The sequence below is a fragment of the Nitrospira sp. Vd2 genome, from assembly GCF_979581665.1.
The window spans coordinates 1-22,884 of the sequence record NZ_CEFZSK010000042.1; the positions used below are offsets into that span (position 1 = coordinate 1).

A 22,884-nucleotide genomic window follows, 5' to 3' on the forward strand; every position below is an offset into this window, starting at 1 on the left:
GGACACCACCAATGCACAACTTATTCCACGTACTTCAGAGACAGGACACTAGAACGCCCAGGAATATTCCCCCCAAGGTAGAAGCAAATGTTTGCCTTCGTGCCAGCCTTGTGAGATGCATTCGCGCGTATCGTATTCAGTACGTCCTTCAGGGCCTCTACTTGTAGAGCGCTTCTTTGCCTTTGTACTCACCAAGGAGGCGGACAGTCTGAAGCAGGGTCGAGAGCACCAGCCACCCATAGCCCACATGCAGGATGAGCACCAATCCCTCGCGCCACACCAGCCATCCGTGCCACCGCCAGAGCCGGATGAGGTTCAACGCGCCGGCTGCGATGAGGAGCCAGCCGGCGGTTGAGCTTTTTGGCTGAACGATCCAGGCGAGGACGGCCACGACGACGAGCCCGATCGACACGCCGTCGAAACGAGATAAGCCCTCGGGGATCGCAATGGTGCGGGCTTTTCCCAGCAACTCTCTCGTGAAGGTCGTGAGCCGCCCGCCGATCACCGTCAGCAACAGCATGAGGATTGCGAGCGCCAAGCGCTCGGGGAGATCCGTTGGGGCGCCACCGAGAGCCTGCCAATGAAACAGCAGGTTTGTAGCGGCATAGAGGCTGATGAGCACGCCTATGGGCGCCCGCTCAAAGCTTTCCGCAGCGATCCATTCCCACCAGACGAACGCGGCCAGCGCCGCAAGAAATGAGCCGTCCACCAGCGCTGCGACAAGTCCAGAAGGCCACGGCCATGAGAGCAGCAGTCGCCCCGCCAGCCATAAGACCGATAACGACAGCAGCGGGATTCCCCTGAGTGGAGGGCGCTCGGTCCAGTTCGGCACGGCGGTCAGCAGGAATCCCGCCATCACGGCGGGGAGAAAGCCGAACAACATCTCATGCACGTGCCACTCGCGCGTCGGATAGAGGAAGTCATGGCTGCTCCCCGAGGCGTACAACAAGACCCACAGCGGCACGGCCACGCCCGCGAACAGCGATGCCAAGAGGAAAAACGGCCGGAAACCATAGGAGAGAAACGCCGGACCCTCGTACCGGGGAAAGGTCGGTTCATCGTCCGACTCGGCCGCTGCTTGGTCAGGGGGCGGGCTTGTATGTCGATCGGTTTCTCCGGCATAGCGGAGTGATTCTTACCGGCGGGCAACACCTTGGTCAACGACAGGCTGATATCGAAGAAGGATTGGACGAGACGGAGTGCGGTCATCAAGTCATTGGAGACCGGCAGGCGGTTATTCGAGGTTAGCTTTGAGATTGTCAATGATTTATGAGACGTGGATAGCGGAAATCAGGAAGGTTTAAGGGCTCCAAGCATTCGTCGTTGCCGGCAGTTACTTGATGGGCGGCTTCGCGGAGAGTTAACGAAGGCGCAAATAATCTTCGACCGAAAACCCGGCGTCTTTGAGGATGCGGACGGCGAGTCCGCGACCAAGATCACAGTCGGTGTGGAACGGAATCGTTATCGATACGTTTCTCATTGGATGCCAGACCGCAAAGGGCTTCCTGATTGTCGATCTTCAACGAAACCTTGTCACTTGAGGAACCGGATCAGGTCGTGGGCGCTGACCTGACCATTCTTCCCGTTAAGGGACCGCCACCGTTAGTTCCTCAACGTGGACAAGCTTTTGAGCGAGGAGGAATTGAATATGCTGTTGGATCGCTTCACGGATATTACGCTTGGCCTCTTCGATCGTATTGCCGTTACTGACGCACCCCGGGAGCGTCAGGCTGTACGCCAGATAGCCGGCACCTTCCTGTTCTTTTTCAACGACGATACTCAAACGTATAGAACTTCATGAGCGATTCCTCGGCGGCATCGATCTCATGAAAAGAGGCATGAACGTCCTTCAGCAGAAGTAAGCTAAGAAAAGTCGGGGAGCAGTTTAACCGAGAAGGTGTTTCAAAGCTACTGCGCTCGAATAGGAGAGGCGGTATGAGAATTAGCACCTGACCAAATGGGCCCAGTTTGTCGACATTGTTCTCCGGATCCCCTCTTATCTAGGATAAGCACTTGCACTGCTAACCAGGAGGTGGCCGATGCTGCCGCTGGTCGTTCTCCTCATCCTGTCCATTCCGGTTTTTGGTCAGGCCGAATATCTCGGCGAGCTGAGCGCGAATCCGTTTGGGCCGAATTCGACGGCCAGCCCGTTCGGCGCCGGGAGACCGTTCTCGCCGAACAGCATCACGAACCAGGTTCGGGCCGTATGGCAATCCGTTCAGCAACCAGTCGGCGACGTATCCGTTCGCCACGGATGCGCCACAATTGTATGATCAGCAGGGTACTAATCCCTTCGGCTCCGGCTGGCGGATCGAAAGCGGTGAGTGATCGTGATCGCCTGGCTTGTCGCGGACTGACGGAACTCTCCGGCTAGACCTTCACTACGTGGAGCACTATAATGCCTTCATCGAGTAACTCAGATGACTCTACGCATTGAGGAACAGGAACTCCGCCAATTACCTGTGACCTGTGATCCGAAGGTTCTCGGCGGAACGCCTGTATTTCGTGGGACTCGCGTCCCGGTCGATGCGTTAATAAGTAACCTCGAAGCTGGGCTCACACTGGATGACTTTCTCGCTAACTTTCCTACCGTCAGTCGTGATCAAGCACTCCAAGTTCTAGCCTTCTCCAAGGGGACGCTTCTCAAGCTCGGCAAGATAGCTTGAGAATTCTTCTTGATGAATCCGCTCCGCGGCTCATCAAGACGCGGCTCGTCAATTTTCAGATTTTCACGGTTCAAGAGATGGGTTGGGCCTGCCTGTCAAATGGAGATTTGTTAGCGCTGGCGTAGAAGCAATTCCAGGTCTTCATCACGGCAGATCAGAACCTTCGTTATCAGCAGAACCTGCGAGACAGACGGCTTTGTATGATTGTCTTGCCGAGCAATCGGTTCCGGTGGTCACTGTTCTCCTCCCCGCGATCGAACTTGCGCTCAAGGAATTCAGCCAGGACAATTTATAGAAATTCCACTGCCCTGAGGAAAGTTCTTGCTCACCCGATCTTCAGCACCCCCGCGCCTTTGATCGTCCCGGCTTTGAGTTGTTGCAGCGCTTGATTCGCTTCTTCTAATTGGAATGGGATCGTGTGGGTGCGGATCGGGATGGCGGCGGCTTCTTTAAGTAAATCGAGGCCGTCTTGTTTCGTGTTGGCGGTCACGCTCCGGAGCACGTGCTCATGGAACAGATCGCGGTCGTAGTCGATGGAGGGGATGGGGCTCATGTGGATGCCGGCGCAGGCGACTGTGCCGCCGCGCTCGAGCGCTCGCAGCGCGGGAATGACGATCTCGCCGGCCGGGGCGAAGATGATGGCGCCGTGGAGCTTCTCGGGCGGCATGTCGGTTGCGCCGCCGACCCAGACGGCTCCCAGTTCGCGCGCCAGTGCTTGATGCTCCGGCTTCAACGAGCAGACGAACACGGAGCAGCCCCAGTGCCGTGCGACTTGGATCGTGATGTGGGCGGACGCGCCGAACCCATACAGGCCGAGCCGTTGACCCGGCTTCACGCCGCTCAACCGGAGCGCGCGAAAGCCGATGATCCCCGCGCAGAGTAGCGGCGCCGCCTCTTCATCGGTGAACAAGGGCGGGATGGGATACGCGAATCGTTCGGGCACGATCGCATACTCGGCATAGCCGCCATCGGCCTGATAGCCGGTGAACATCGGCGCGACGCAGAGATTCTCTCGTCCTGATCGGCAGTACTCGCAGCGCCCGCACGTCCGTTGCAGCCAGGCGATCCCGACGCGATCGCCTTCTTTAATGGACCGCACCTCGCGGCCGACGCGATCGACGATGCCGACGGTTTCATGACCAGGAATGACCGGGCGCTTCGCCGGCGGCAGCTCGCCCTCAATAATGTGCAGATCGGTCCGGCAGACACCGCAGACCCGTATCTTGACCCGCACTTCATCTGCGCCCGGCTCGGGCGTCGGGACATCAGTCAGTGCGAGCGGTGCCGCCTCCGTCGGGGCTGAGCGCGTCAGGACCATGCCTCGCATCAAGGACCTCCTCAGAGGTCAGTCTACAAAAGCGTGATGTATGCGTCGAGACCGTGGACACGAAAATCACATCTAAGGACTGGCCTGCAGGCTAGTCCGTTGTGCTATCATGCGTCGCTTTTTGCCAGTCGCATCGGGAGTGCTGTGTCTCCGGTCGTTGTCGCAACGCTGCATGTGCTGGCGGCCACCGTCTGGGTGGGCGGCATGGTGTTTCTCTCGCTCATCCTCGTCCCGGTGTTTCGTCGCGGCACCTTCGGCGCCGACCGGCGGATCCTCTTTCAAACGCTCGCGCGTCGGTTTCGTATCGTGGTCTGGGTTGCCATCGCCGTCCTCGTCGCCACGGGACCGTTGTTGATCAATGCCCGGAGCAACGGCGTGTTCGATGGGACCGATGCCTGGGGAGCCGTGTTGCGCGCGAAACTCGGTGTCGTCGCCGTGCTCATCCTCCTGACCGCCGTCCATGATTTCTGGCTCGGCCCGTTGGTCGGCCGCCTCCGTCGTGAAGGATCGGACACCAGTCCAGCCGATCAATTGCTGATTCGCCTTTCGGTCGTCATCGCGCGGGTCGGTCTCCTGCTGGCTCTCGCCGTCATGGTCCTCGCGGTCATCTTGGCGAGGACGTAAGGCAGGGTCGATGGTGCGCGTAGGCCAGGACGGGCGCGATGCCGCTGTGGTAAGGTGACGGCATGCGACAGATGATCACCGCTGCCGCGCTTGCGATGTCGCTTTGTTCGCCGGGTCTCGCCACGGCGCTCGAATTCACCGCCGACCAAATCACGCGGATCGACGGCCATGTTCGCAGGGCCAACATTTACTACCGCGACGATCGGTGGCGGCTGGAGCACCAGGATCTGAACCCGGTCAACGTTACGATTGTCCGCAAGGACAAGCAGGTGATGTGGTTACTCTTGTCGCGGATGCGCCACTTCAAGACCGTGCCGTATGATCCCGAGCAGGCGCCAAAGGTCGTCGAAAAGCTTGACGGCGAGGTGACACGCGAGGAGATCGGAACCGAGACGCTCGATGGCCACCCGACGACTCTCTATGAAGTCACCGTCCGGGTCGGCGACCGAACGGATGTCTACTACCAATGGCTGGCGAACGATATTCATTTCCCGCTCAAGCTTGCCCGGAAGGATGGCAGTTGGATTGTAGAATATCGCCATGTGAAGCTGCGCCCGGTCTCCGATTTCTTATTTCAGTTACCGGTCAACTTTCAGCCGCTGGAAGAATTCGATCAGCCGGCCAAACGAGAAGAGCCGAAGCAGCCGATGTAGAGCTGGATGAATTGAGGAGGGGCACGTGACGCGCGTAGGTGTTGGTGTGAAGCAGGTGATGGGGACGATCGCTGTGATCGTGTTCGTGCTGATGACGACCGCCTGGGCGCTCGATGTCGCGGACATCACGCCCGAATGGACGCCCGATGGGAAGAAGCTCGCGATGGAGCGTGCCAAGCTCCCGGTCAAGGATGAGATGGTCCGCATCCCGGCCGGGCCGTTTCTCATGGGCAGTAACCGCCAGCAGGACAGGAACGCATACCAGCCCGAGTTTCCCCAGCATCGCGTCTATTTGGATGCGTACGACATCGATAAGTATGAAGTGACGGCGCTCCAGTTTCTACGGTTCGTGCTGGCGACGGATCGTCCCCCGCTGATCGACTGGCGGTACGACGGGGGGAACTTCCAGGAAACGATGGCCCACCATCCCGTGATGCACGTCTCCTGGTACGACGCGGATGCGTACTGCAAATGGGCCGGGAAACGATTGCCGACCGAAGCCGAATGGGAAAAGGCGGCGCGCGGGGAGGACGGCCGCATCTATCCGTGGGGCAACCAACCGGCAGGACTCAGCCGGGCGAACTTCGGCCGGACCGGGTTGTCCGGGCCGGTGAGGGATCGCCCCGAGCGGCTCATGCTCTATCCACCAATCATCTCCGTCGACAAATACGACAATGCGCTGAGTCCCTATGGGCTCTATCAGATGGCCGGCAACGTCGCCGAATGGGTGGCCGACTGGTACGATCCGAAATATTACGCCGCGTCACCGGAACGAAACCCGCCGGGGCCCGCGCAAGGGTCGCAAAAGGGGTTTCGCGGTGGTGGCTGGATCGACAGCACGCCCGCCGTTCGCGCGGCGCAGCGCAACGGCGCCGATCCGAATACGAAAATGAATTGGCTGGGGTTTCGGTGCGCGCGCTCGGCTGCCGAGAGTGGGGCGGAGAAAGCCGGCGACGGGCCAACGCCGCCGGCATCGTAAGTCACGCGGAGTGAAGTGCCGAGAGCTGGGCAGGCGCTGTGCCGGCGCTGTTGAGCCGTTGCACCTCGGCTGACGCATCATGAACGCCAAGATACTGGCGGCGAAGGGTGATCTGGAGTTCGACCGGCAGATTGGGGTCCGCGAGCGCCGACTCGAACGCCCGGCACACCAGCGTTTCCATCCTCCCGCATTCCGCCAACACGGTCTGCTCGTTCTGTTGCGAGGCGGCTGCGATGAGCCGGGACAAGCCGGGCGGCGTCGTGATCCCGTCGAGGGTTTCCGGCTCACCACCCAGCAAGCGAATTTCGATTCTCAGTTCTGACGCAAGCCGGGCACGCTGGTGCGCATGCTTTTTCAAAGCCGCGCGTCGTTCGCGGTCCTTCACGGCGTCGGCCGCGGCACGAAAGCCTTGCTCGCTGCCTTTACAGACCGCCAACAATCGGTTCAGGCTCTCGATCACCAGCTCGTTCGTCGTCGCCACGCCCGCTTCCTTTTCTCGGGGCGCCATTAATGCCGGATTCGCTCTTCGTGTTCCTGGTGCGTCTTACATTCGACGCACAGGGTCGTCATCGGTCTGGCTTTCAGCCGCTTCAGAGGAATCTCGTCTCCGCAGCTTTCGCAAATGCCGTAACGGTTGCTCGACAGCCGATCCAGTGCCGAGTCGATTTGCTTCAAGAGATTCCGGTCCCGCTCTTTCAGGCTCAACATGAAGTGTTGGTCGATTTCGGCCGTGGCCTGATCGTTCAGATCCGGGAACACCTCGACCTCGATGCCGGCCGACAGCGGCTTCCGGCCAACCATCTGGAGCAGCTCGGATCGTTGCCGCTGTAGGTCTTGCAGAATTTCTCGATATTTCGGATTGGCCGCGTTCGTCGTTTTCGCAGTTGCAAACACCTGCTCCTATGGAGCCCCTCCCGGTTTTGCCCGACGCTCGCCTACCTATACGAGAAAACCAGGGTGGGGCAGTATCGGCTCAACGGGCAGCTCGCCTGTCAGCGTCACGCCGACCGAAGTCTGGGGAGCGGAAAACAATTTTCTTGCCTGGCATAACGAAGAGTGGTACGAGGTCGCCGTCATCGGCTCAGCGGTTCGCACATCCAACGAATGGGGGAGCGCCATGGGAGAGACGGCCGCCTACTGTAGCGACTGCTACAATGCCCTTGCGAAATCGTCCTCGCTCGACAAGCAGATTGCGGCTGCCGAACAAGCCGGCAAAGTACCGATGACTAAACAAGGAACCTGCGGTCGGTGTGGGAAAGCGACGGTCGTGATGTACTACGAGGTCTAGTCCCGCAGCGCGGGCCGTCGCCGCCTTCGACTAGTCGCTCGCCCGCTTCCTGTTCAGCAGCTCCCTGGCGCGTTCCGCCGCCTCTTTCACGAGGATTCCCATTTTCGGATGGGTTGGTTCCATGTCGGGAGCGACGCCGAAGTCCCGGAGTCTGGCGCTCGCGGTGGGACCGATAGAGGCGACGACCATGTGTCGGAGTGCCGCCCGGAACGCCGTCAGACTCGACTGGGCAACGACCGTGAACAAGTGGTCGACCTGCATGGCATTCGTGACCAGAAGAACGTCCGCTCGTCCTTCGGCGATCGTGGCCGCTGCATCGGTCAATGGTCTTGTATCCTCCGGGAGCGCCCATCGGTAGACCGGGACGCGCGTGACGTGCGCGCCCCGACCGGTCAGCGCCTCGTACAGCGGATCATTCGGCGCGCCATATTCTTGAACCGCCACGCGGAGCTCCGCCAGGGCCTTCTCCGTCTCCAATACGCGCAACACCTCTTCCCAGGTGTTCGGCTCGGGCGCGACAAGGTGCGGGGTGAGGCCGACACGCTTGAGGGCGGCCACCGGCTTGGGCCCGCGCGCAACGAGCGTCACGGCCGACATGGCGCGCTGAAGCTTGTAAAGCGGGTATCGCGCATGGAGCACGTCGATCAGCAGGCCCGTCCCGACGCCGGTCTCGAGGATCAGCACGTCGATCTCGCCGGCGAGCAGTCGCTCCCCGAATGCGGCGGCCTCACGATTCTCGTCCAGGGGAATCTCGCGGAGCGCCGGGGCAACCACCGCGCGCCCACCGTATCGTTCGATGAGCCGAGTCATCTCTGTGGCCAGTCGGCTTTCGAGCGCGACGACGAGAAGGCCCTCGAATCCTCGTGAGGCCGCAGCCGGCTCTGGAGTGGTCGTCATGGCGAATCTGCGAGCGAGGGCACGGAGCGCCGGTTGCCGAGCGGGCTATTTCGGCGGGTCGGCGGCGCAGCGAAACCCGGTCGAATCGTTGCGGTTCGTGGGGTCGCTCTTGACACGGGTGAAAATGCGGACGAGCGGTGTTTCGACCGACCAGCCGGAGCTGCGAAGGACTTTGAACGTGCCGGTCTCCGGACCTTTGGGGTTCGCAGCGGGGCTCTTCTCGTAGTACAGCGGGTCGTACCAGTCGGCCACCCACTCCCACACGTTGCCCGCCATGTCATACGCCCCATAGGGGCTCTTGCCGGCTTCGTAGCTGCCGACCGGCATCAGCGTCTTCTCGCCGATCCACTGCTGGTTGTAGTTCAGATGCTTGTGCGTGGGCTCGACATTACCCCAAGGGAAGCGGCGATCATCGGTGCCGCGGGCCGCCTTTTCCCACTCCGCTTCCGTCGGGAGCCGCTTGCCGGTCCATCGGCAATAGGCGTCCGCGTCGTACCAATCGACGTTGATGACGGGTCGATCGACCAGCGACGGAGGCAGCTCATTCCCATTCCACAACGAGCGCGCGGGAGTCTTGGGGTGAGAGGGAACGCGATGTCCCGTCGCGTTCACGAACTCGGCATAACGGCCGTGGGTGACTTCGTACTTATCGATGTAGAAGCTGTCCAACATCACCTCATGCCGCGGATACTCATCGCGGCCTCCATCCCGATCCCCGGGTGGCACCCCCATGGGAAACGGCCCGGCCGGCACGAGCACCATCGGCGCCCCATCCTTGCCGATAATTTCCGCGGGCAGCGACGCCGCCTGGCTGATCGCCGCCATTGTGCCGAGTACTATGAATGTCATCGTCAAGGTCGTTCGATGCATGCCGTTCTCCTCCGAACGGCCGATCGTAGCACACGGTACGCGCCGAACGACAGAGAGGACTTTCGCGTTGACCCGCTTGCAGAAGGCGGCCTAGACTGTCGGCCACGAGAACTGAGAATGGCAACTGTGAGAGGCTTGAAGGGACTCTGGCATCTTGCGCTGAATGTCGCCGATCCGGCTCGTTCGCGGGCGTTCTATGAGTCGATGTTCGGGATGCGGGTGGTCTGGCAGCCGGACCCCGACAATGTGTACCTGAGCAGCGGGCAGGACAATTTGGCGCTCCACCGTGCCTCCGACGCGATCCTTACGGACGGGCACCGTGCGAATCAACCGCTCGACCATTTGGGCTTTGTCGTCGATTCGGTAACCGCGGTGGATCGGCTCTTTGCCGAAGCGGAACGCTTAGATGTCCCGATCGTCAAGCCGCGCAAGCAGCACCGGGATGGCAGCTATTCGTTTTATGTCGCGGACCCGGACGGCAATATCGTTCAGGTCTTGTATGAGCCGACGATCAGCGGGAGTAAGGAGTGAGGCGTTCGAAGTTCGAAGTTGGAAGATAGGTTCCAAGAAGAGAGAATTGGGCCACTGCAGCTCATAGTTGACTTAGTTTTAGAAGAACCTTGAACCTCCAACATTTTCTCATGTCGAACCTCGAACGTTTTGAGGGTCCATGACCGTTCTCGATAAGCTGCCAAGCACCCACTACATTGGGCTTGCGCCCTGGTGTTGGGTGCAGCTCGAGAGTCAGGAATCGCCCGGCCCGTTTCCATTTGTCGCCGGGGTCGCGCCGGAGGTCGCCGCAAGTCTGCACGAGGCGCACGGGCTGATGATGAGCGCGATCGAAACGGCGATCAGCGACGTCTTCTCCCATCGGGCTCCGTTGGACGATCCGGACCGGCGGCGGCGGTTGGAGGACGCCTACGCCGAGTTGGTCGCGACGCGGCCGCATCTCGGCCGGCACATTACGGCGAAACGCGAAGCGGACGGGAGTTTTCTCTGGGATTTTCCGAAAGACTCGACACGGTCCGCGACGATCACGAATGCGGGCCTGCGCATCTTTCATTCGGTCAAACGTCAGGCCATCCCGCTTGGGTTCGAGCGGCCGTCGGGGCCGGCCGTCGGAAAGTTCCTCGGGTATCTGGACGGAAGCCGCACCGTCTCGGAACTGAAGACTCTCACGATGACGTTCGGTCGCGAGACCGGACGGCTGATCACGCAATTGCTCGAGCTACTCGCCCGATACGAATGCTTGTCGGTTGTCCCGCAAGGCACAGTGCGTGCCCATTGGTTAACAGCGACCCAGGATCGGGACGTCGTTCATTTGGGCCATGCGTCGCTGCTCTATCGACAGGCCGATCAATTCCTGCTGTTCGATCCCTGGCTCATGCCATGGTTCGCCGAATCGCCGGTGGCATCCTTATGGACGGGCCTGTTGCCGAGGCCGGCGGCGGTCTTCTTGAGCCACGATCACGACGATCACGTCGATCCTCGCACGCTCCTCCACCTGCCCAAGGACACGCCGATCATCGTGCCCAGTCGACGGAACCGCCGGACGTTTCACTATGATTATCTCTCGCTGTTGCGTGAGCTGGGCTTTACGCAGGTCATTGAGTTGGCGCACGGCGAGCGGTGGGTCTTCGACGGCGGCGCGGTGGTATCGGTGCCGTTCTTCGGCGAGGACCCCTGCGATCTCGAAATGCCGCGCAACTGCTATCTCATCACGGACCGCGGCCGCAACGTGCTGGTCCATGTCGATAGCGGTCCGACCAATGCCGGCAAGTCCGCCGTGAAGGAGGGCGTGATCGACGATCTCGTGCGGCGGTACGGGCCGATGGCGGTCCTCTTCGCTTCTCAGCAGCAGTTGCTCGAGATCCGCAGCTACGCGGCCCACGCCAGCCTCTCGCATCCCGGCAAGTGGCTCGACACGGGCGAGAACGGCTACTTGACCAATCAGTACTTGGCGGAATTGGGCGGCGCCGCCAAGGCGAAGCTATTCGTCTCGTATGCGACGGGTGGCGCCGACTGGTATCCGGACCACCTCTCGTTCATGTTTAGCCGGCGCAATCCCGCACGAACGGCCTTGCTGACCGCACACTGGGAGCCGCCCGAGCGACTTCGGGATCTGCTGGCGCCGCAGGGGTGCGGCTACCATTACAGTCGGGCGCTTGATACGTTTCGCGCCGCGCCTAACGTGACGACCGAGATCGTTTCGCTTGCCGCTGCACTGGACCCGCTGCGCCTCTACCGCCTCGATCACCCCGATCCGCCGTTTCTATCGACGGCTCGGAACCGCTAGCGCGGCCGGGACTGCAAGAGCCGGTTCACCCGCTCCGCCGTCAGCTCCTTCAAGGAGGACACGACGGCGTCGGCGTGGGCAAGGTCGTCCGCACGATACGTGGTCGCGACGGCGACAACCCGCATACCTGCCGCGCGCGCTGATGCAATCCCCGCTCGGCTGTCTTCCACGACGAGGCAATCCGCCGGTTCAAGGCGGCGAGCGCGATCGATGGCATTCAGCCGATCCAACGTGAGCCGATAAATCGCAGGATCAGGTTTCCCGACGGCGACATCCTCCGCGGCGACCACGACGTCGAAGTGTTGCGCGATCGGCGTGCCGCGTAGCGCCGCGTCGATTTGTCCTCGGCGACCGCCAGATGCAATGGCCAGACGGTAATGCGGCCGCAGCGACTCCACGAGTTCCGCGGCGCCCGCGAAGAGCGGTGGTGGCGAGGAGGCACAATGCTCACGAAAGAGCTCGGCCTTTCTCATGTGAATTCGTGCCGCGAGCGCTTCATCGAGTTTGCCCGCTCGTGCGATCAGCAAGGCTTCGAGGCAATTGCGTTCATCCATGCCGAGGTAGGTTCCGTAATACTCCGCGGCGGTAAGCTCGAGCCCATGTTCGCGGAGCGCCTGCTGGAAGGCCGAGAGATGCGGCCCTTCGTCGTCGGCGATGACGCCGTTGAAGTCAAAGATGATCGCGCGAGAGAGCGCCGTCATAGGAAGGCGGGTGACTGTACCACCGTGCATTCCCGAAGGCAAACAACCTTGCTGGACCTGAGACCCTGCTGTATTCTACGGCCCCACGCGGAGGCCGGCTCTCGATGGACTATCACGTGCTCAAAGACCTGGTCGTCATCTTCTCGGTGTCGATCGCGGTCGTGCTGCTTTTCCAGAAGTTCCGCTTTCCGTCGATCGCGGGCTATCTCGTCGCGGGCGCGCTGCTCGGGCCGCACGGCTTGAACCTGGTCCCCGATGTGCAACAGGTCAAGGTGTTGGCCGAGATCGGGATCGTCCTGCTGCTCTTCACCATCGGTATCGAGTTCTCCCTGGCCCATTTTGCATCGACGCGGCGTCTGCTGCTCATCGGGGGTCCCTTACAGCTCGGCAGTGTCCTGGCTCTCGGGACGATCTGCGGGAGTATCGCGGACCTGCCCCTCGGGCAGGCGGTCCTGTGGGGATGTTTACTCTCCTTGAGCAGCACCGCGATCGTGCTGAAGGCCTTGGCGGACCGTGGCGAGACCGACTCCCCCCACGGCCACATCACGGTGGGGATTCTGATCTTCCAAGACCTCGCCGTGGTGCCGATGATGCTCCTGCTCCCGCTGCTCGCCACGCCCAGCGAGACCGATGTCGGGCGCTTCTTACTCGTGATCGGGAAGTCTGTCGTGCTCGTCGGCCTCATCGTCGTGACCGCGTGGTTTCTCGTCCCGAAATTTCTTGATCAAGTGGTACGGAGCCGCAGTCGCGAGCTCTTCCTTCTGACGGTCATCGTACTGTGTCTCGGCATTGCGTGGCTGACATCATTGAGCGGTCTCTCGCTTGCGCTTGGAGCCTTCATCGCCGGGCTGGTGATCTCGGAATCGGAATATAGCCATCAGGCCATGGCGGAGGTTCTGCCGCTCCGCGATAGCTTCAACAGCCTCTTTTTCGTCTCGGTCGGCATGCTGATGGATGTGCGGGTCTTTCTGTCACATCCGCTGTTGGTGCTGGCCCTCGTCGCCGCGGTCCTCCTCGGCAAGTTCGCGACGGCCGCCGGCGCCGTGCTCGCGGCGGGTAAACCGCCGCGCGCCGCCATCTTGGCCGGTGTCGCGCTGGCGCAGGTGGGAGAGTTTGCTTTCATCGTGGCACAGCAGGGGCAAGCCATCGGCCTGTTACCCGATGAACCGTATCAGCTGTTCCTGGTCGTCTCCGTGCTCACGATGATCCTCACGCCGTTTCTCATTCAGGTCTCGCCGAAGTTGGCCCGTCGCGCCGAAGCGGTGCAGCGTGTCCGGCATTGGTTTCCGGGGAAGACGGCGGCCCATTTGGCCCAGAGCGAGTCCCGGCATTTGAAGATCAAGGATCACGTCATCATCGTCGGTTATGGGTTGAACGGCCGGAATCTCGCCCGCGTGCTGGCCGAAACCGAGATTCCCTACGTCGCGGTCGATCTGGATGTCGAAAAGGTTCGCCGGGAGGCGCGAAACGGGGTTCAGATTTATTACGGTGATGCGACCAGTCCGAGCGTCTTGCGTCACTTGCGCATTGACGATGCGCGCGTCTTCGTCGTCGCGATTTCCGATCCGTTCTCCGCGCGCCGCATGGTTCAAATAGCCAGAGGCATGAACCCGGCGCTGCACATCGTGGTCCGCACGCGGTATCTGCGCGAGCTGCAGGAGTTGCACGAGCTGGGTGCGGACGACGTGGTGCCCGAGGAATTCGAAACCTCGATCGAAATCTTTGCGCTCGTGCTGCGGACGTACAAGATGCCCCAGGACTTCATCGTGCAAAAGGCCGAGCAGGTGCGGCGCGAAGGCTACGCGTTGCTCAGGCGAAGCGCGTTGCCCGACTTGGCGCACCACTTGCGTGGCGGGACGCTCAGCGACGTCGAGGTGGAAACATGGCGCATCGAAGCCGATTCACCGGCGGCGGGAAAGACCTTGGGGCAGGTCTCGATTCGACCAAGGACGGGTGCCTCGGTCATTTCTCTGACGCGAAATGGCGTCTCACAGTCGAATCCGTCGGAAAAGGTCCGGTTGGAAGCAGGCGATGTGCTGGTGTTGCTGGGATCGCGTCCACAAATTCAGCGGGCTATTGCACTGTTGAGCGATTCGAAGGTTGAGAGCGGCTAGGGCCGGCGGGCGAGCATCAAGTCATACGCTTCCCTGAGATTGTCCACCTCGATCACCCGGACATTCCGTAATGCACGAAGCCGATTTGGCGTTCGCCGTTCAACGCGACGGCCAGCGCGGGGACGGCTGCGAACCGGTGTGAGTTTCCGGGAGAGGCAGAGCCGGGCGGAAGGACGGTCAGCGCCAGGATGAACAGGAAGAACGGAATCCGAAGCAGATGCATGGCAACATTACTTATAGCAGGCAACCGTCTGATGCGCCAGTGGCGTGACAGCCGTTGCCTTGACAAGAAAAACAACCGCACACTATAGTGAAAATCCGCTTAATTCTTTTGAAAAATGGTGAGGCCATGGCTGGAACGCAAGTCGATCCCGCGACCGCGCTAGCGGAATTACAGGACACGAGACCCGACCGAGTGACGATCGTGCTGTTGAGCGGCGATATGGACCGCGCGATGGCGGCGTTCATCATCGCGACCGGTGCGGCGGCGATGGGCATGCAGGTGACGATGTTCTTTACGTTCTGGGGACTCAACGCCATCCGCCGGAAAGGCGCGCCGAGCGCCGCCAAGGATTTGTTACGGAGAATGTTCGGGCTGTTGAATAAGGGCGGTGCCGAAAGCTTACCACTCTCCAAATTCAATTTTGGCGGCATTGGCACGGGCATGATGAAACGAGTGATGCGGGAGCACCGCATGCCCGGCGTCCCGGAATTGATCGAAACCGCCAAGGACCTCGGCGTCCGGTTTATTGCTTGCACCACCACCATGGGATTGATGGGCATCACGAAAGACACGTTGATCGACGGTGTCGATCAATTGGCCGGAGTCACCACCTATCTCGCCGAGGCGAAGCAAGGCAGCGTGAATTTGTTCATCTGAGAACCGTTCAACCGAGAAGATCGGCAAGGAGCTGACCATGCAATCGGACGTCAAACTCGATACCCTCGGCTACTTCTGCCCCATGCCGATTATCATGACGTCAAAAAAAATCAAGGAGCTGGTCCCGGGGCAAGTCCTGGAGGTGATCTCGGACGACGAGGGGATCAAGAAGGACATGCCGGCGTGGTGTGAAACGACCGGGCATCAGATGTTGGGGTTGGAAGAGGAAGGGGCGACTCCAAAACGCATTTACAAAGCGTTCGTCAAAAAAGCAGGCCGCTAGCCGCTGCCGGCCGAAACGAAGAAAGCCGGACCAACTGGTCCGGCTTTTTTGTGCCCAGGATTCCCACATCCTACACACATCCGGTCCCCACGATTTAAGGATGCTTATCCACAATATATCGACGGCTATCTCACCCTCCCCCGCTCCATGTTGTACTTTTCGGTTGACACCTTCTTGCTGAATTGGTAAGAGGACGCCGTTTCCTCCTGGCAAACCCAACGCATAGGGTTGCGATGGCCCAATTGACAGTAGAGCGGCACAGCGCCCTCCGGGTTTTCCCTCGTCCCTGTCCCTCAGAGCATCTGCATCTCGCCGTTGATCCGATTCCTTGTCTCGCCACGATCCACCCCGTCACGCAAGGAGGTCTGCATGTCTCCAGCCATAGTCGCCACCACGGCGCCCCGCATTGAGCGTCCGCAACCGGCTGAACTCGAATACCCACGGCTCTTGCCATTTCCGGTTGATGAATCCTCGCAAGGAATCCTGGTCGAGCTGATGCTGGAGCGTGTCGCGCTCTTTTCCGTTCGCGGCGCCGCCACGGTGCCGGACATCACCCGTTGTTGAGCGATGAAGCACAGGAAGGGCCATTCTGCCACTGAGGAAAGGAGGAGCTGCGCATGTCCGGACCATTCACGCTCAGATACCTTCATCTCTTCCTGAAAGAGAAAAGTCCCGGTGCATTCATTCTCTCGCGTAACGGCCGCTCGGCTGACTTCGTCGGCGGCAGCGGCAAGGATCTGGCGGAAGCGATCCGACACGCGGCCCGCGAGAGCGAGTACCGTTATTTTTGGTTCGACTACGCGTCATCGGCGAAAGAAGCCCATGACCTGGAGCACAGTTGGTATCATCGCTATCGGCCAAGTGACAATCCCGCGCCGCCGAACAGCGTCGTAAGCTCCGCATGGCGGTGCACGATCCGAGGTTGTGCCGCCTGCGCGCTCGCTGCCGCCAGGTAAGGAAGCGCGCCGCTCCGCTCGCCTTGACACGTCGTGGGGGACTGGCTACGGTAGCGCAAGGCTCACGTAGCGATCCTACCGTGACTGTCTCTTCTCGCTCTGCCGATCTGTTGATCGATCCCTGCGGTCAGCTCTTGACGCTCGCGGGACCGCCCGGTCCAAGAAAGGGCCGCGACATGGCCGAGATCGGCCTGATCAAGAATGGCGCCGTGTACATTCGGAACGGCCGGGTCGCTGCCGTGGGACGCCGGTCCTCCGTACGCCGGATGCCGGGCGCCACCCGCGCGAGAACCATCGAGGCGACGGATGCGGTAGTTTTGCCTGGGTTCGTGGACTCGCACACGCACGCGCTGTTCGTCGGGACACGGGTCGATGAATACGTGGCGCGTCTTCGGGGGGCCACGTATGAAGAGATCGCCGAAGCGGGTGGCGGTATTCAAGCCAGTGCGGCTCGGTTGCGAAGAGCCTCGCCGTCATCGCTCGTCGAACATTTGGTTCGCGTTGCGCCGCTGTTCTTCGAATACGGCACGACGACGGCCGAAGTAAAGAGCGGCTATGGGTTGGACGTGCGACAGGAACTCAAGATGTTGGAAGCCATCCGGCACGCCGCGCGAAGGACACCGTTTGAATTTGTCCCAACCGTGCTCTGTCATGACGTGCCGGCTGCACTGAAGACCGATCGCGGGCGGTACGTGAAGCAGGTGATGGACTGGTTGCTCCCGACTATCGCTGGGCGGCGCTTAGCGGAATTTTGCGACGTTTTCTGCGACCGCGGATATTTTACGGTTGCTGAGGCCAAACGAATGCTGAAGGCCGCTGGAGGTGCCGGGCTCAAGCTCAAGCTCCACGCCGAGCAGCTTGCGCACACGGGAGCCGCGCGCATGGCCGCTGCGCTGAACGCGGTGTCGGTCGATCACGTCGATCATATCGGCGATGTCGATATGGCCGCACTCGAAAAACATGGCACGATTGCGACTCTGTTGCCCGGCTCCACGTTTCATCTCGGGGACCACCGATATGCGCCCGCGCGTCGCCTCATCGAGCGAGGCATTCCTGTCGCGCTGGCGACGAACTTCAATCCCGGGAGTTCGCCCACGCTCAACATGCAGATGATCCTCTCGCTGGCCTGCTCGCAGATGCGAATGATGCCGTCCGAGGCCATCGTGGCCGCCACATTCAACGGCGCGCATGCCGTCGGCCGGGGTGATCGTCTTGGCAGTTTGGAGCGCGGCAAGCAGGCGGACCTTGTGATCATGGACGTGACCGATTACCGGGAGATTCCATACTTCTTTGCGATGAACCACTGCCGGATGGTCATCAAGAACGGCCGCGTTGTTTATGCAAGGGAAAGGTAACGATGGACCGAATCATCGAATGCGTGCCGAACTTTAGCGAAGGGAGAAAACCGGAAACGATCGATGCGCTCGTCACCACTGCGATCGAGGTGGCCGGCGTGTACCTCCTCGATCGGGAGATGGACCACGATCATCATCGATCCGTCCTCACGTTCGCAGGCTCACCGGAAGCCGTCGCGGAGGCCGCGTTCCGCTGTGTCCGTGTCGCGAGCACGTTGATCGATCTGCGCGGCCACCAAGGTGCACATCCTCGCGTGGGCGCCACCGATGTCGTGCCGTTCGTGCCGATCCGCGGCGTCACCATGGACGACTGCGTTGCATTGGCCCGACAAGTGGGCGCGCGTATCGGGCGGGAGCTCAACATCCCGGTCTTTCTCTACGAACGGGCAGCGTCTCGCCCGGATCGCGTCAATCTCGAAGCGATTCGACGCGGTGGATTGGAAGGATTGGCGGCTCGAATGACCGAGGAGGCGTGGCGGCCGGACTTCGGTCCGGCCGCGCTCCATCCGACCGCCGGGGCGACGATCGTTGGCGCGCGGCCCCCGCTGATCGCCTTCAATGTCAACCTACAGTCAACCGATCTGCCGGCGGCAAAGGCGATCGCGAAGGCAGTCCGGTTTTCAAGCGGCGGCTTGCCGTTCGTGAAAGCGATCGGCGTCGATCTCACCAGCCGCGGTCTCGTCCAGGTCTCGATGAACCTGACCAATTTCGAAGAAACACCGCTTCACGTCGCGTTCGAGGCTGTCGCGCGGGAAGCCGAGCGGCGTGGGATCGCCGTGGCCGAAAGCGAGATCATCGGGTTGATCCCGCAACGCGCGCTGCTCCAGGTTGCGCAGCACGCGCTCAAAGTCGCCCGGTTCGACGCCGATCAGGTTCTTGAGACCAGACTCGATCACGCGCTGGCGGGCGCTCGTCAGCAACCGACGGCCACTAGGTCGACCGACGGAATCGCCCGTTCGGTGACTCAGTTCCTGTCCGCGGTGGCGCAAGGCACTCCCACTCCGGGCGGGGGCAGCGTCGCCGCACTCGCGGGTGCCCTTGCCGCCTCGCTGGGGCTCATGGCGTGTCGACTCGGTCCGCCGAAGCAGCAGCCGAGCGGAGGGACCAGCGATGAAGAGGCGGCCGCTCAGGTGCGGGCCGCTGAGCCGATCTTCCTCATGCACGCGACGCGACTTCAGGCGCTTATCGAAGCCGACGCTGCGGCCTATCAGGAGGTGCTGGAAGCCTATCGGCTCCCGAAATCCGATCCAAGTCGTGAGGCGCGGATCACCGAGACACTCCTCAGTGCGAGCCGGATTCCACTGGAGACCGCTGAACGGGCCCATGAGGTGGCGAGGCTCCTGCTCGATGTGCGCCGCTATGCCAAAATCTCCGTCGGATCCGACCTTCGCGTTGGGTTGTTCATGGCGATCGCCGCGATGGAAGGTGGGTTGGAAAATGCCCGTGAAAATATGAAATCGTTTAAGAATCATACGCTTGCCGAAGACATCCATCAGCGGATCGAAAAACTCGAAGAAAGCCTTGTGCAACTACAGGCCCTATGCTAGACTCCTATCCTTCGGACAGACATCACCAAGCAGAAGGCAGATCGCGTACGCAATGGAAATCAAAGTCTTCAATAATAACGTCGAAAAAGCACTGAAGGTCGCCAAGAAAAAGCTGGCTGGCGAAGGCCTGTTCCGTGAGCTGAAGCGACGCCGATTTTATGAAAAGCCGAGTGTCCGGCGCAAGGCGAAGCAACGCGAGGCGCAGCGCCGACGGCAGAAGTGGCTGGCCAAGCGTCGAATGGACTAAGCGTTCTCTCCCTCCGTCTCGGTTCTTCCTCCTCGCTCCTCCTCCATGCGGAATGACGAAATCCACGCCGCGCTGCGTATCCTTCGTCGCGAAGTCAAACAGTGGCAAGAGCCGGTCGTCGGTGTCGTGGCCAAAGAGTCCCGCGACCCGTTCCGGATTCTGATCGCCTGTGTCCTTAGTCTCAGGACCAAGGATCGGACGACCGCCGAGGCGAGTCAGCGGTTGTTCGCGCTCGCTTCCACGCCCTCCGCGATGCGCGACGTTCCGGTAGCCACGATTGAGAAGGCCATCTTCCCGGTCGGCTTTTATCGAGTGAAAGCCAAACAGATTCATGCCATCTGTGAGCGGCTCTTGAACGCATTCGGCGGCCGTGTCCCCGATTCGATCGATGAACTCCTGACCTTGCCGGGCGTAGGGCGCAAGACCGCGAACCTCGTCGTGACGGTCGGCTATCAGAAGCCGGGGATCTGTGTGGATATCCATGTCCATCGGATCAGCAATCGGTGGGGCTACGTGAAGACGAAGACGCCCGAGCAGACCGAACAAGCGCTGTGCCGAAAGCTGCCCGCGAAATACTGGATCACCTACAACGACCTGCTCGTGCCGTTCGGACAGAACATCTGCCAGCCGGTCTCGCCGTGGTGTAGCCGTTGCAAGATTGTGAAGTATTGTGATCGAGTCGGGGTGACGCGGTCGCGGTGAGGACTAGATAAAGAGAGTCGTTTCCGCGCCGGCTGTCATCGACAGGATGGTGGGGAGCCCGAGGACTTCATCGACGTTCTTGGCGACGGCATCCGGATCAACGCCCATATACTCCAAGCCGGCGCTGCACGCGACCAGGCGGAATTGACCGACCTGCCGCGCCTCCTGAAACATCTCCGAAATCGTGGGCACCTTCTTCTCTTTCAGAAGCCGCCCGACCTCCTCGGCATTCGTCCCGTACTCGGGTGGAAAATCAACGGCGTCGAGCCGTCCTTCCGCCAGCTTCTTGATCGTCCAAAACATGAGCACGACCAGGACGTCCTTCCCGAGCGCGGCGGCCGTCAACCCGATCGTGGCGACCTGATGCAGCTTATCGTACGTCGCATTGTGCGCGAAGATGATGAAACGCGGCTTGTGTTTCATGGTGGCTTGCGAGCGAATTATAACGTCGTCACTGAGAGATCGCTAGTGACTGGTGCGTGACGGGATCGGGAGGTGATGCCGCGTTGCGGCATCGATCGCTTCGGGATAGCCGGCGTCCGCATGGCGGAGGATCGCAGATCCGGGGTCGTTCGTGAGCACGCGCTCGAGTTTCTCGGCAGCGAGCGGTGTCCCATCGGCCACCGTCGCTTGTCCCGCATGGAGAGAATAGCCGATGCCGACGCCACCGCCATGGTGAAAGGACACCCAGGCCGCGCCGGACGCCGTGTTGAGCAGCGCGTTCAAGATGGGCCAATCCGCGATCGCATCGCTGCCGTCCCGCATGGCTTCCGTCTCCCGATAGGGCGAGGCGACGGAGCCACCGTCCAAGTGATCGCGGCCGATCACGATCGGCGCTTTCAGCACACCGCGTTTGACCATGTCGTTCAGACGCAGCCCCATCGCGGCTCGTTCCCCGTAGCCCAGCCAACAGATGCGGGCCGGCAGTCCTTGGAAGTGGACCCGTTCCCCGGCCAGGCGGATCCAGCGTTGTAGCGAGGGATTCTCAGGAAAAAGCTCGAGCGCCGCGCGATCAGTCGCCGCGATATCCGCCGGATCGCCGGAGAGCGCGATCCAGCGAAAGGGACCGCGGCCTTCGCAAAATAGCGGCCGGATGTATGCCGGGATGAAACCGGGAAATGAAAAGGCCTCTTCCACCCCGCGCTGTTTAGCCATCGTGCGAATGTTGTTGCCGTAGTCGAAGACCACGGAGCCGGCCTTCTGCAGCGCGCACAGAGCGCGGACGTGGACGGCAATTGAGTCGAGCGCGCGGTCCAAATAGTCGCCGGGATCCGAGCGACGCAGGCGATCGGCCTCCTCGAGCGACAAGCCAGCCGGCACGTAGCCGTTCAAGGGATCGTGCGCGGCGGTCTGGTCGGTCACGAGATCGGGCACGATCGCGCGACGATGGATTGCGGGAAGCACGTCCGCACAATTGCCGACGAGTCCCACCGAGAGCGGCGTGCGCGACTGTTGGGCGTCGCCAATCCAGGTGAGGGCTTCATCCAGCGAGGCCGTCATCCGATCGCAGTAACCGGTCTTGATGCGCCGCTCGATCTTCGCGGGATTGACCTCCACGCACAGGATGGCCGCGCCGTTCATCGTCGCGGCCAACGGTTGTGCGCCTCCCATCCCGCCCATTCCACCCGTGATGATGAATCGGCCGGACAGATCGCCGTCGAAGTGACGCGTCGCCGCGGCGGCAAAGGTCTCATACGTGCCCTGCACGATCCCCTGCGTGCCGATGTACATCCACGAGCCGGCCGTCATCTGGCCAAACATGATGAGCCCCATCGCCTCCAGCTTCCGGAACTCCTCCCACGTCGCCCAACGGCCGACGAGATTGGAGTTCGCGATGAGCACCCGCGGCGCCCACTCATGGGTGCGCAGGACGCCGACCGGCTTTCCACTTTGGATGATGAGCGTCTGATCGTGTTCGAGGCCGCGCAACTCGCGGATGATGGCTTGATACGCGTTCCAGTCTCGTGCGGCTTTGCCGGCGCCGCCGTAGACGACGAGATTGGCCGGGTCTTCCGCGACCTCGTCATCCAAGTTGTTCATCAGCATGCGGAGCGCCGCTTCTTGCACCCAGCCTTTGCACGAGAGGGTTGTGCCGCGTGGCGCACGAATCCCCATGTTATTTCCGGCGTCCCTTGGTTTGGCTTTTCACGCTGTTGATGAAATCGTTGATCACCGCATCGACCTCACCGGCGCTCATGGCATGGTCGTGCGTCTCGCTCTCATCCACTAGGTAGGTCTCGTTTTCCTTTTCCTGGCGAATCACGACGGTATTGTCGGGCGTGACCTCGACGAGCATGAACCATTCCTTCGGGCCCTGCCGAACCGAAACCTCCTTCCCAAGCCCCTTCTTCGTGATTTCGATCTCGAAGTCCTGGCCCGATGGCGGCGAGGGGTCGGCGGCCTTCACGATCGACGGTGGAATGGAGAAGGCTGCGACTGCGAGTAAGCAGAGCCAGCGCGTCTTCATACGGCACCCCATGGATAACGGTCTTATGGAAC

Annotated in this window: 28 protein-coding genes and 1 pseudogene; 17 read left to right on the plus strand and 12 right to left on the minus strand. The window is 61.2% G+C overall.

Translation table 11 applies throughout. From position 1 onward, the window contains the following. Positions 1 to 157: 157 nt before the first annotated feature. Both AC1U7K_RS18570 and AC1U7K_RS18575 read right to left on the minus strand, forming a co-directional pair. Positions 158 to 1,015: pseudogene (locus AC1U7K_RS18570) on the minus strand (NnrS family protein); the annotation flags it as partial. A 570-nt stretch (positions 1,016 to 1,585) separates the two neighbouring features. Further along, entirely contained in the window at positions 1,586 to 1,783 is a 198-nt protein-coding gene (locus AC1U7K_RS18575) for a type II toxin-antitoxin system HicB family antitoxin (protein ID WP_480253332.1), read from the minus strand. Between the two features lie 256 nt (positions 1,784 to 2,039). Here AC1U7K_RS18575 and AC1U7K_RS18580 point away from each other — a divergent pair, with 256 nt between their 5' ends. Together AC1U7K_RS18580 and AC1U7K_RS18585 are read left to right on the plus strand one after the other, a co-directional pair. Continuing rightward, positions 2,040 to 2,273 carry a hypothetical protein gene (locus tag AC1U7K_RS18580; RefSeq protein WP_480253333.1) on the plus strand — a complete coding sequence of 78 codons (234 nt, stop codon included), beginning with the start codon at positions 2,040 to 2,042 and terminating at the stop codon, positions 2,271 to 2,273. Positions 2,274 to 2,420: 147 nt separating this feature from the next. Beyond that, positions 2,421 to 2,666: a DUF433 domain-containing protein gene (locus tag AC1U7K_RS18585; protein WP_480253334.1), complete on the plus strand. Its 246-nt coding sequence runs from the start codon at positions 2,421 to 2,423 to the stop codon at positions 2,664 to 2,666. 325 nt (positions 2,667 to 2,991) lie between these two features. On the opposite strand, the gene AC1U7K_RS18590 is transcribed toward AC1U7K_RS18585, so the two are convergent. Further along, entirely contained in the window at positions 2,992 to 3,993 is a 1,002-nt protein-coding gene (locus AC1U7K_RS18590; RefSeq protein WP_480253335.1) for a zinc-dependent alcohol dehydrogenase family protein, read from the minus strand. A 144-nt stretch (positions 3,994 to 4,137) separates the two neighbouring features. On the opposite strand from AC1U7K_RS18590, the gene AC1U7K_RS18595 reads away from it, so the two are divergent. From AC1U7K_RS18595 to AC1U7K_RS18605, 3 genes are all read left to right on the plus strand, one after another. Further along, on the plus strand, positions 4,138 to 4,617 hold the full coding sequence (locus AC1U7K_RS18595) for a DUF4149 domain-containing protein (protein WP_480253336.1): 480 nt from the start codon (positions 4,138 to 4,140) through the stop codon (positions 4,615 to 4,617). Positions 4,618 to 4,679: 62 nt separating this feature from the next. After that, positions 4,680 to 5,270: a hypothetical protein gene (locus AC1U7K_RS18600; RefSeq protein WP_480253337.1), complete on the plus strand. Its 591-nt coding sequence runs from the start codon at positions 4,680 to 4,682 to the stop codon at positions 5,268 to 5,270. A gap of 25 nt (positions 5,271 to 5,295) precedes the next feature. Then, positions 5,296 to 6,249 (plus strand): formylglycine-generating enzyme family protein, encoded by a 954-nt coding sequence (locus tag AC1U7K_RS18605; protein ID WP_480253338.1) that lies wholly within the window; start codon positions 5,296 to 5,298, stop codon positions 6,247 to 6,249. A 1-nt stretch (position 6,250) separates the two neighbouring features. Here AC1U7K_RS18605 and AC1U7K_RS18610 read toward each other — a convergent pair whose 3' ends face one another. Both AC1U7K_RS18610 and AC1U7K_RS18615 read right to left on the minus strand, forming a co-directional pair. Further along, entirely contained in the window at positions 6,251 to 6,757 is a 507-nt protein-coding gene (locus AC1U7K_RS18610; protein WP_480253339.1) for a PA2169 family four-helix-bundle protein, read from the minus strand. Next, complete coding sequence (locus AC1U7K_RS18615; protein ID WP_480253340.1) at positions 6,757 to 7,143, minus strand: TraR/DksA family transcriptional regulator; 387 nt, start codon at positions 7,141 to 7,143, stop codon at positions 6,757 to 6,759. The genes AC1U7K_RS18610 and AC1U7K_RS18615 overlap by 1 nt, the downstream gene beginning before the upstream one ends. A gap of 223 nt (positions 7,144 to 7,366) precedes the next feature. On the opposite strand from AC1U7K_RS18615, the gene AC1U7K_RS18620 reads away from it, so the two are divergent. Then, positions 7,367 to 7,537, plus strand: coding sequence for a hypothetical protein (locus AC1U7K_RS18620; protein ID WP_480253341.1), 171 nt, complete (start codon positions 7,367 to 7,369; stop codon positions 7,535 to 7,537). A gap of 30 nt (positions 7,538 to 7,567) precedes the next feature. On the opposite strand, the gene AC1U7K_RS18625 is transcribed toward AC1U7K_RS18620, so the two are convergent. Further along, entirely contained in the window at positions 7,568 to 8,434 is an 867-nt protein-coding gene (locus tag AC1U7K_RS18625) for a uroporphyrinogen-III synthase (protein ID WP_480253342.1), read from the minus strand. Positions 8,435 to 8,479: 45 nt separating this feature from the next. After that, a complete protein-coding gene (locus tag AC1U7K_RS18630; protein ID WP_480253343.1) occupies positions 8,480 to 9,304 on the minus strand; it encodes a formylglycine-generating enzyme family protein in 825 nt (274 codons plus the stop codon). A 117-nt stretch (positions 9,305 to 9,421) separates the two neighbouring features. Between AC1U7K_RS18630 and AC1U7K_RS18635 the strand changes: the two genes are divergently transcribed. Together AC1U7K_RS18635 and AC1U7K_RS18640 are read left to right on the plus strand one after the other, a co-directional pair. Next, positions 9,422 to 9,835, plus strand: a complete 414-nt coding sequence (locus AC1U7K_RS18635; RefSeq protein WP_480253344.1) for a VOC family protein — start codon at positions 9,422 to 9,424, stop codon at positions 9,833 to 9,835. A 139-nt stretch (positions 9,836 to 9,974) separates the two neighbouring features. Next, a complete protein-coding gene (locus AC1U7K_RS18640) occupies positions 9,975 to 11,600 on the plus strand; it encodes a hypothetical protein (RefSeq protein WP_480253345.1) in 1,626 nt (541 codons plus the stop codon). Here AC1U7K_RS18640 and AC1U7K_RS18645 read toward each other — a convergent pair. After that, positions 11,597 to 12,301, minus strand: a complete 705-nt coding sequence (locus AC1U7K_RS18645; RefSeq protein ID WP_480253346.1) for an HAD family hydrolase — start codon at positions 12,299 to 12,301, stop codon at positions 11,597 to 11,599. The two genes, AC1U7K_RS18640 and AC1U7K_RS18645, sit on opposite strands and share 4 nt — an antisense overlap. A 104-nt stretch (positions 12,302 to 12,405) precedes the next feature. On the opposite strand from AC1U7K_RS18645, the gene AC1U7K_RS18650 reads away from it, so the two are divergent. Then, the gene (locus tag AC1U7K_RS18650) at positions 12,406 to 14,415 is read left to right on the plus strand and encodes a monovalent cation:proton antiporter family protein (protein ID WP_480253347.1); all 2,010 of its coding nucleotides are present in this window, start codon (positions 12,406 to 12,408) and stop codon (positions 14,413 to 14,415) included. A 52-nt stretch (positions 14,416 to 14,467) separates the two neighbouring features. Here AC1U7K_RS18650 and AC1U7K_RS18655 read toward each other — a convergent pair whose 3' ends face one another. Then, positions 14,468 to 14,638: a hypothetical protein gene (locus tag AC1U7K_RS18655; RefSeq protein ID WP_480253348.1), complete on the minus strand. Its 171-nt coding sequence runs from the start codon at positions 14,636 to 14,638 to the stop codon at positions 14,468 to 14,470. A 126-nt stretch (positions 14,639 to 14,764) separates the two neighbouring features. Here AC1U7K_RS18655 and AC1U7K_RS18660 point away from each other — a divergent pair, with 126 nt between their 5' ends. From AC1U7K_RS18660 to AC1U7K_RS18695, 8 genes are all read left to right on the plus strand, one after another. Then, complete coding sequence (locus tag AC1U7K_RS18660; protein ID WP_480253349.1) at positions 14,765 to 15,295, plus strand: DsrE/DsrF/DrsH-like family protein; 531 nt, start codon at positions 14,765 to 14,767, stop codon at positions 15,293 to 15,295. Between the two features lie 37 nt (positions 15,296 to 15,332). Further along, positions 15,333 to 15,578 carry a sulfurtransferase TusA family protein gene (locus AC1U7K_RS18665; RefSeq protein ID WP_480253350.1) on the plus strand — a complete coding sequence of 82 codons (246 nt, stop codon included), beginning with the start codon at positions 15,333 to 15,335 and terminating at the stop codon, positions 15,576 to 15,578. Positions 15,579 to 15,947: 369 nt separating this feature from the next. Then, positions 15,948 to 16,142: a hypothetical protein gene (locus AC1U7K_RS18670; protein ID WP_480253351.1), complete on the plus strand. Its 195-nt coding sequence runs from the start codon at positions 15,948 to 15,950 to the stop codon at positions 16,140 to 16,142. Positions 16,143 to 16,195: 53 nt separating this feature from the next. Further along, entirely contained in the window at positions 16,196 to 16,534 is a 339-nt protein-coding gene (locus tag AC1U7K_RS18675) for a hypothetical protein (protein WP_480253352.1), read from the plus strand. 80 nt (positions 16,535 to 16,614) lie between these two features. After that, positions 16,615 to 17,889, plus strand: a complete 1,275-nt coding sequence (gene hutI / locus AC1U7K_RS18680) for an imidazolonepropionase (RefSeq protein ID WP_480253353.1) — start codon at positions 16,615 to 16,617, stop codon at positions 17,887 to 17,889. A 2-nt stretch (positions 17,890 to 17,891) separates the two neighbouring features. Continuing rightward, on the plus strand, positions 17,892 to 19,436 hold the full coding sequence (ftcD, locus tag AC1U7K_RS18685) for a glutamate formimidoyltransferase (RefSeq protein ID WP_480253354.1): 1,545 nt from the start codon (positions 17,892 to 17,894) through the stop codon (positions 19,434 to 19,436). A gap of 52 nt (positions 19,437 to 19,488) precedes the next feature. Next, complete coding sequence (gene rpsU / locus AC1U7K_RS18690; RefSeq protein WP_480253355.1) at positions 19,489 to 19,683, plus strand: 30S ribosomal protein S21; 195 nt, start codon at positions 19,489 to 19,491, stop codon at positions 19,681 to 19,683. Positions 19,684 to 19,728: 45 nt separating this feature from the next. Next, entirely contained in the window at positions 19,729 to 20,385 is a 657-nt protein-coding gene (locus AC1U7K_RS18695) for an endonuclease III domain-containing protein (RefSeq protein ID WP_480253356.1), read from the plus strand. Positions 20,386 to 20,388: 3 nt separating this feature from the next. On the opposite strand, the gene AC1U7K_RS18700 is transcribed toward AC1U7K_RS18695, so the two are convergent. The 3 genes from AC1U7K_RS18700 to AC1U7K_RS18710 are packed head-to-tail and all read right to left on the minus strand — an operon-like array spanning position 20,389 to position 22,852. Then, positions 20,389 to 20,808, minus strand: a complete 420-nt coding sequence (locus tag AC1U7K_RS18700) for a hypothetical protein (protein WP_480253357.1) — start codon at positions 20,806 to 20,808, stop codon at positions 20,389 to 20,391. A 42-nt stretch (positions 20,809 to 20,850) separates the two neighbouring features. Further along, entirely contained in the window at positions 20,851 to 22,500 is a 1,650-nt protein-coding gene (gene hutU, locus AC1U7K_RS18705) for a urocanate hydratase (RefSeq protein WP_480253358.1), read from the minus strand. A 1-nt stretch (position 22,501) separates the two neighbouring features. Continuing rightward, positions 22,502 to 22,852 (minus strand): hypothetical protein, encoded by a 351-nt coding sequence (locus AC1U7K_RS18710; RefSeq protein WP_480253359.1) that lies wholly within the window; start codon positions 22,850 to 22,852, stop codon positions 22,502 to 22,504. Positions 22,853 to 22,884: the final 32 nt, after the last annotated feature.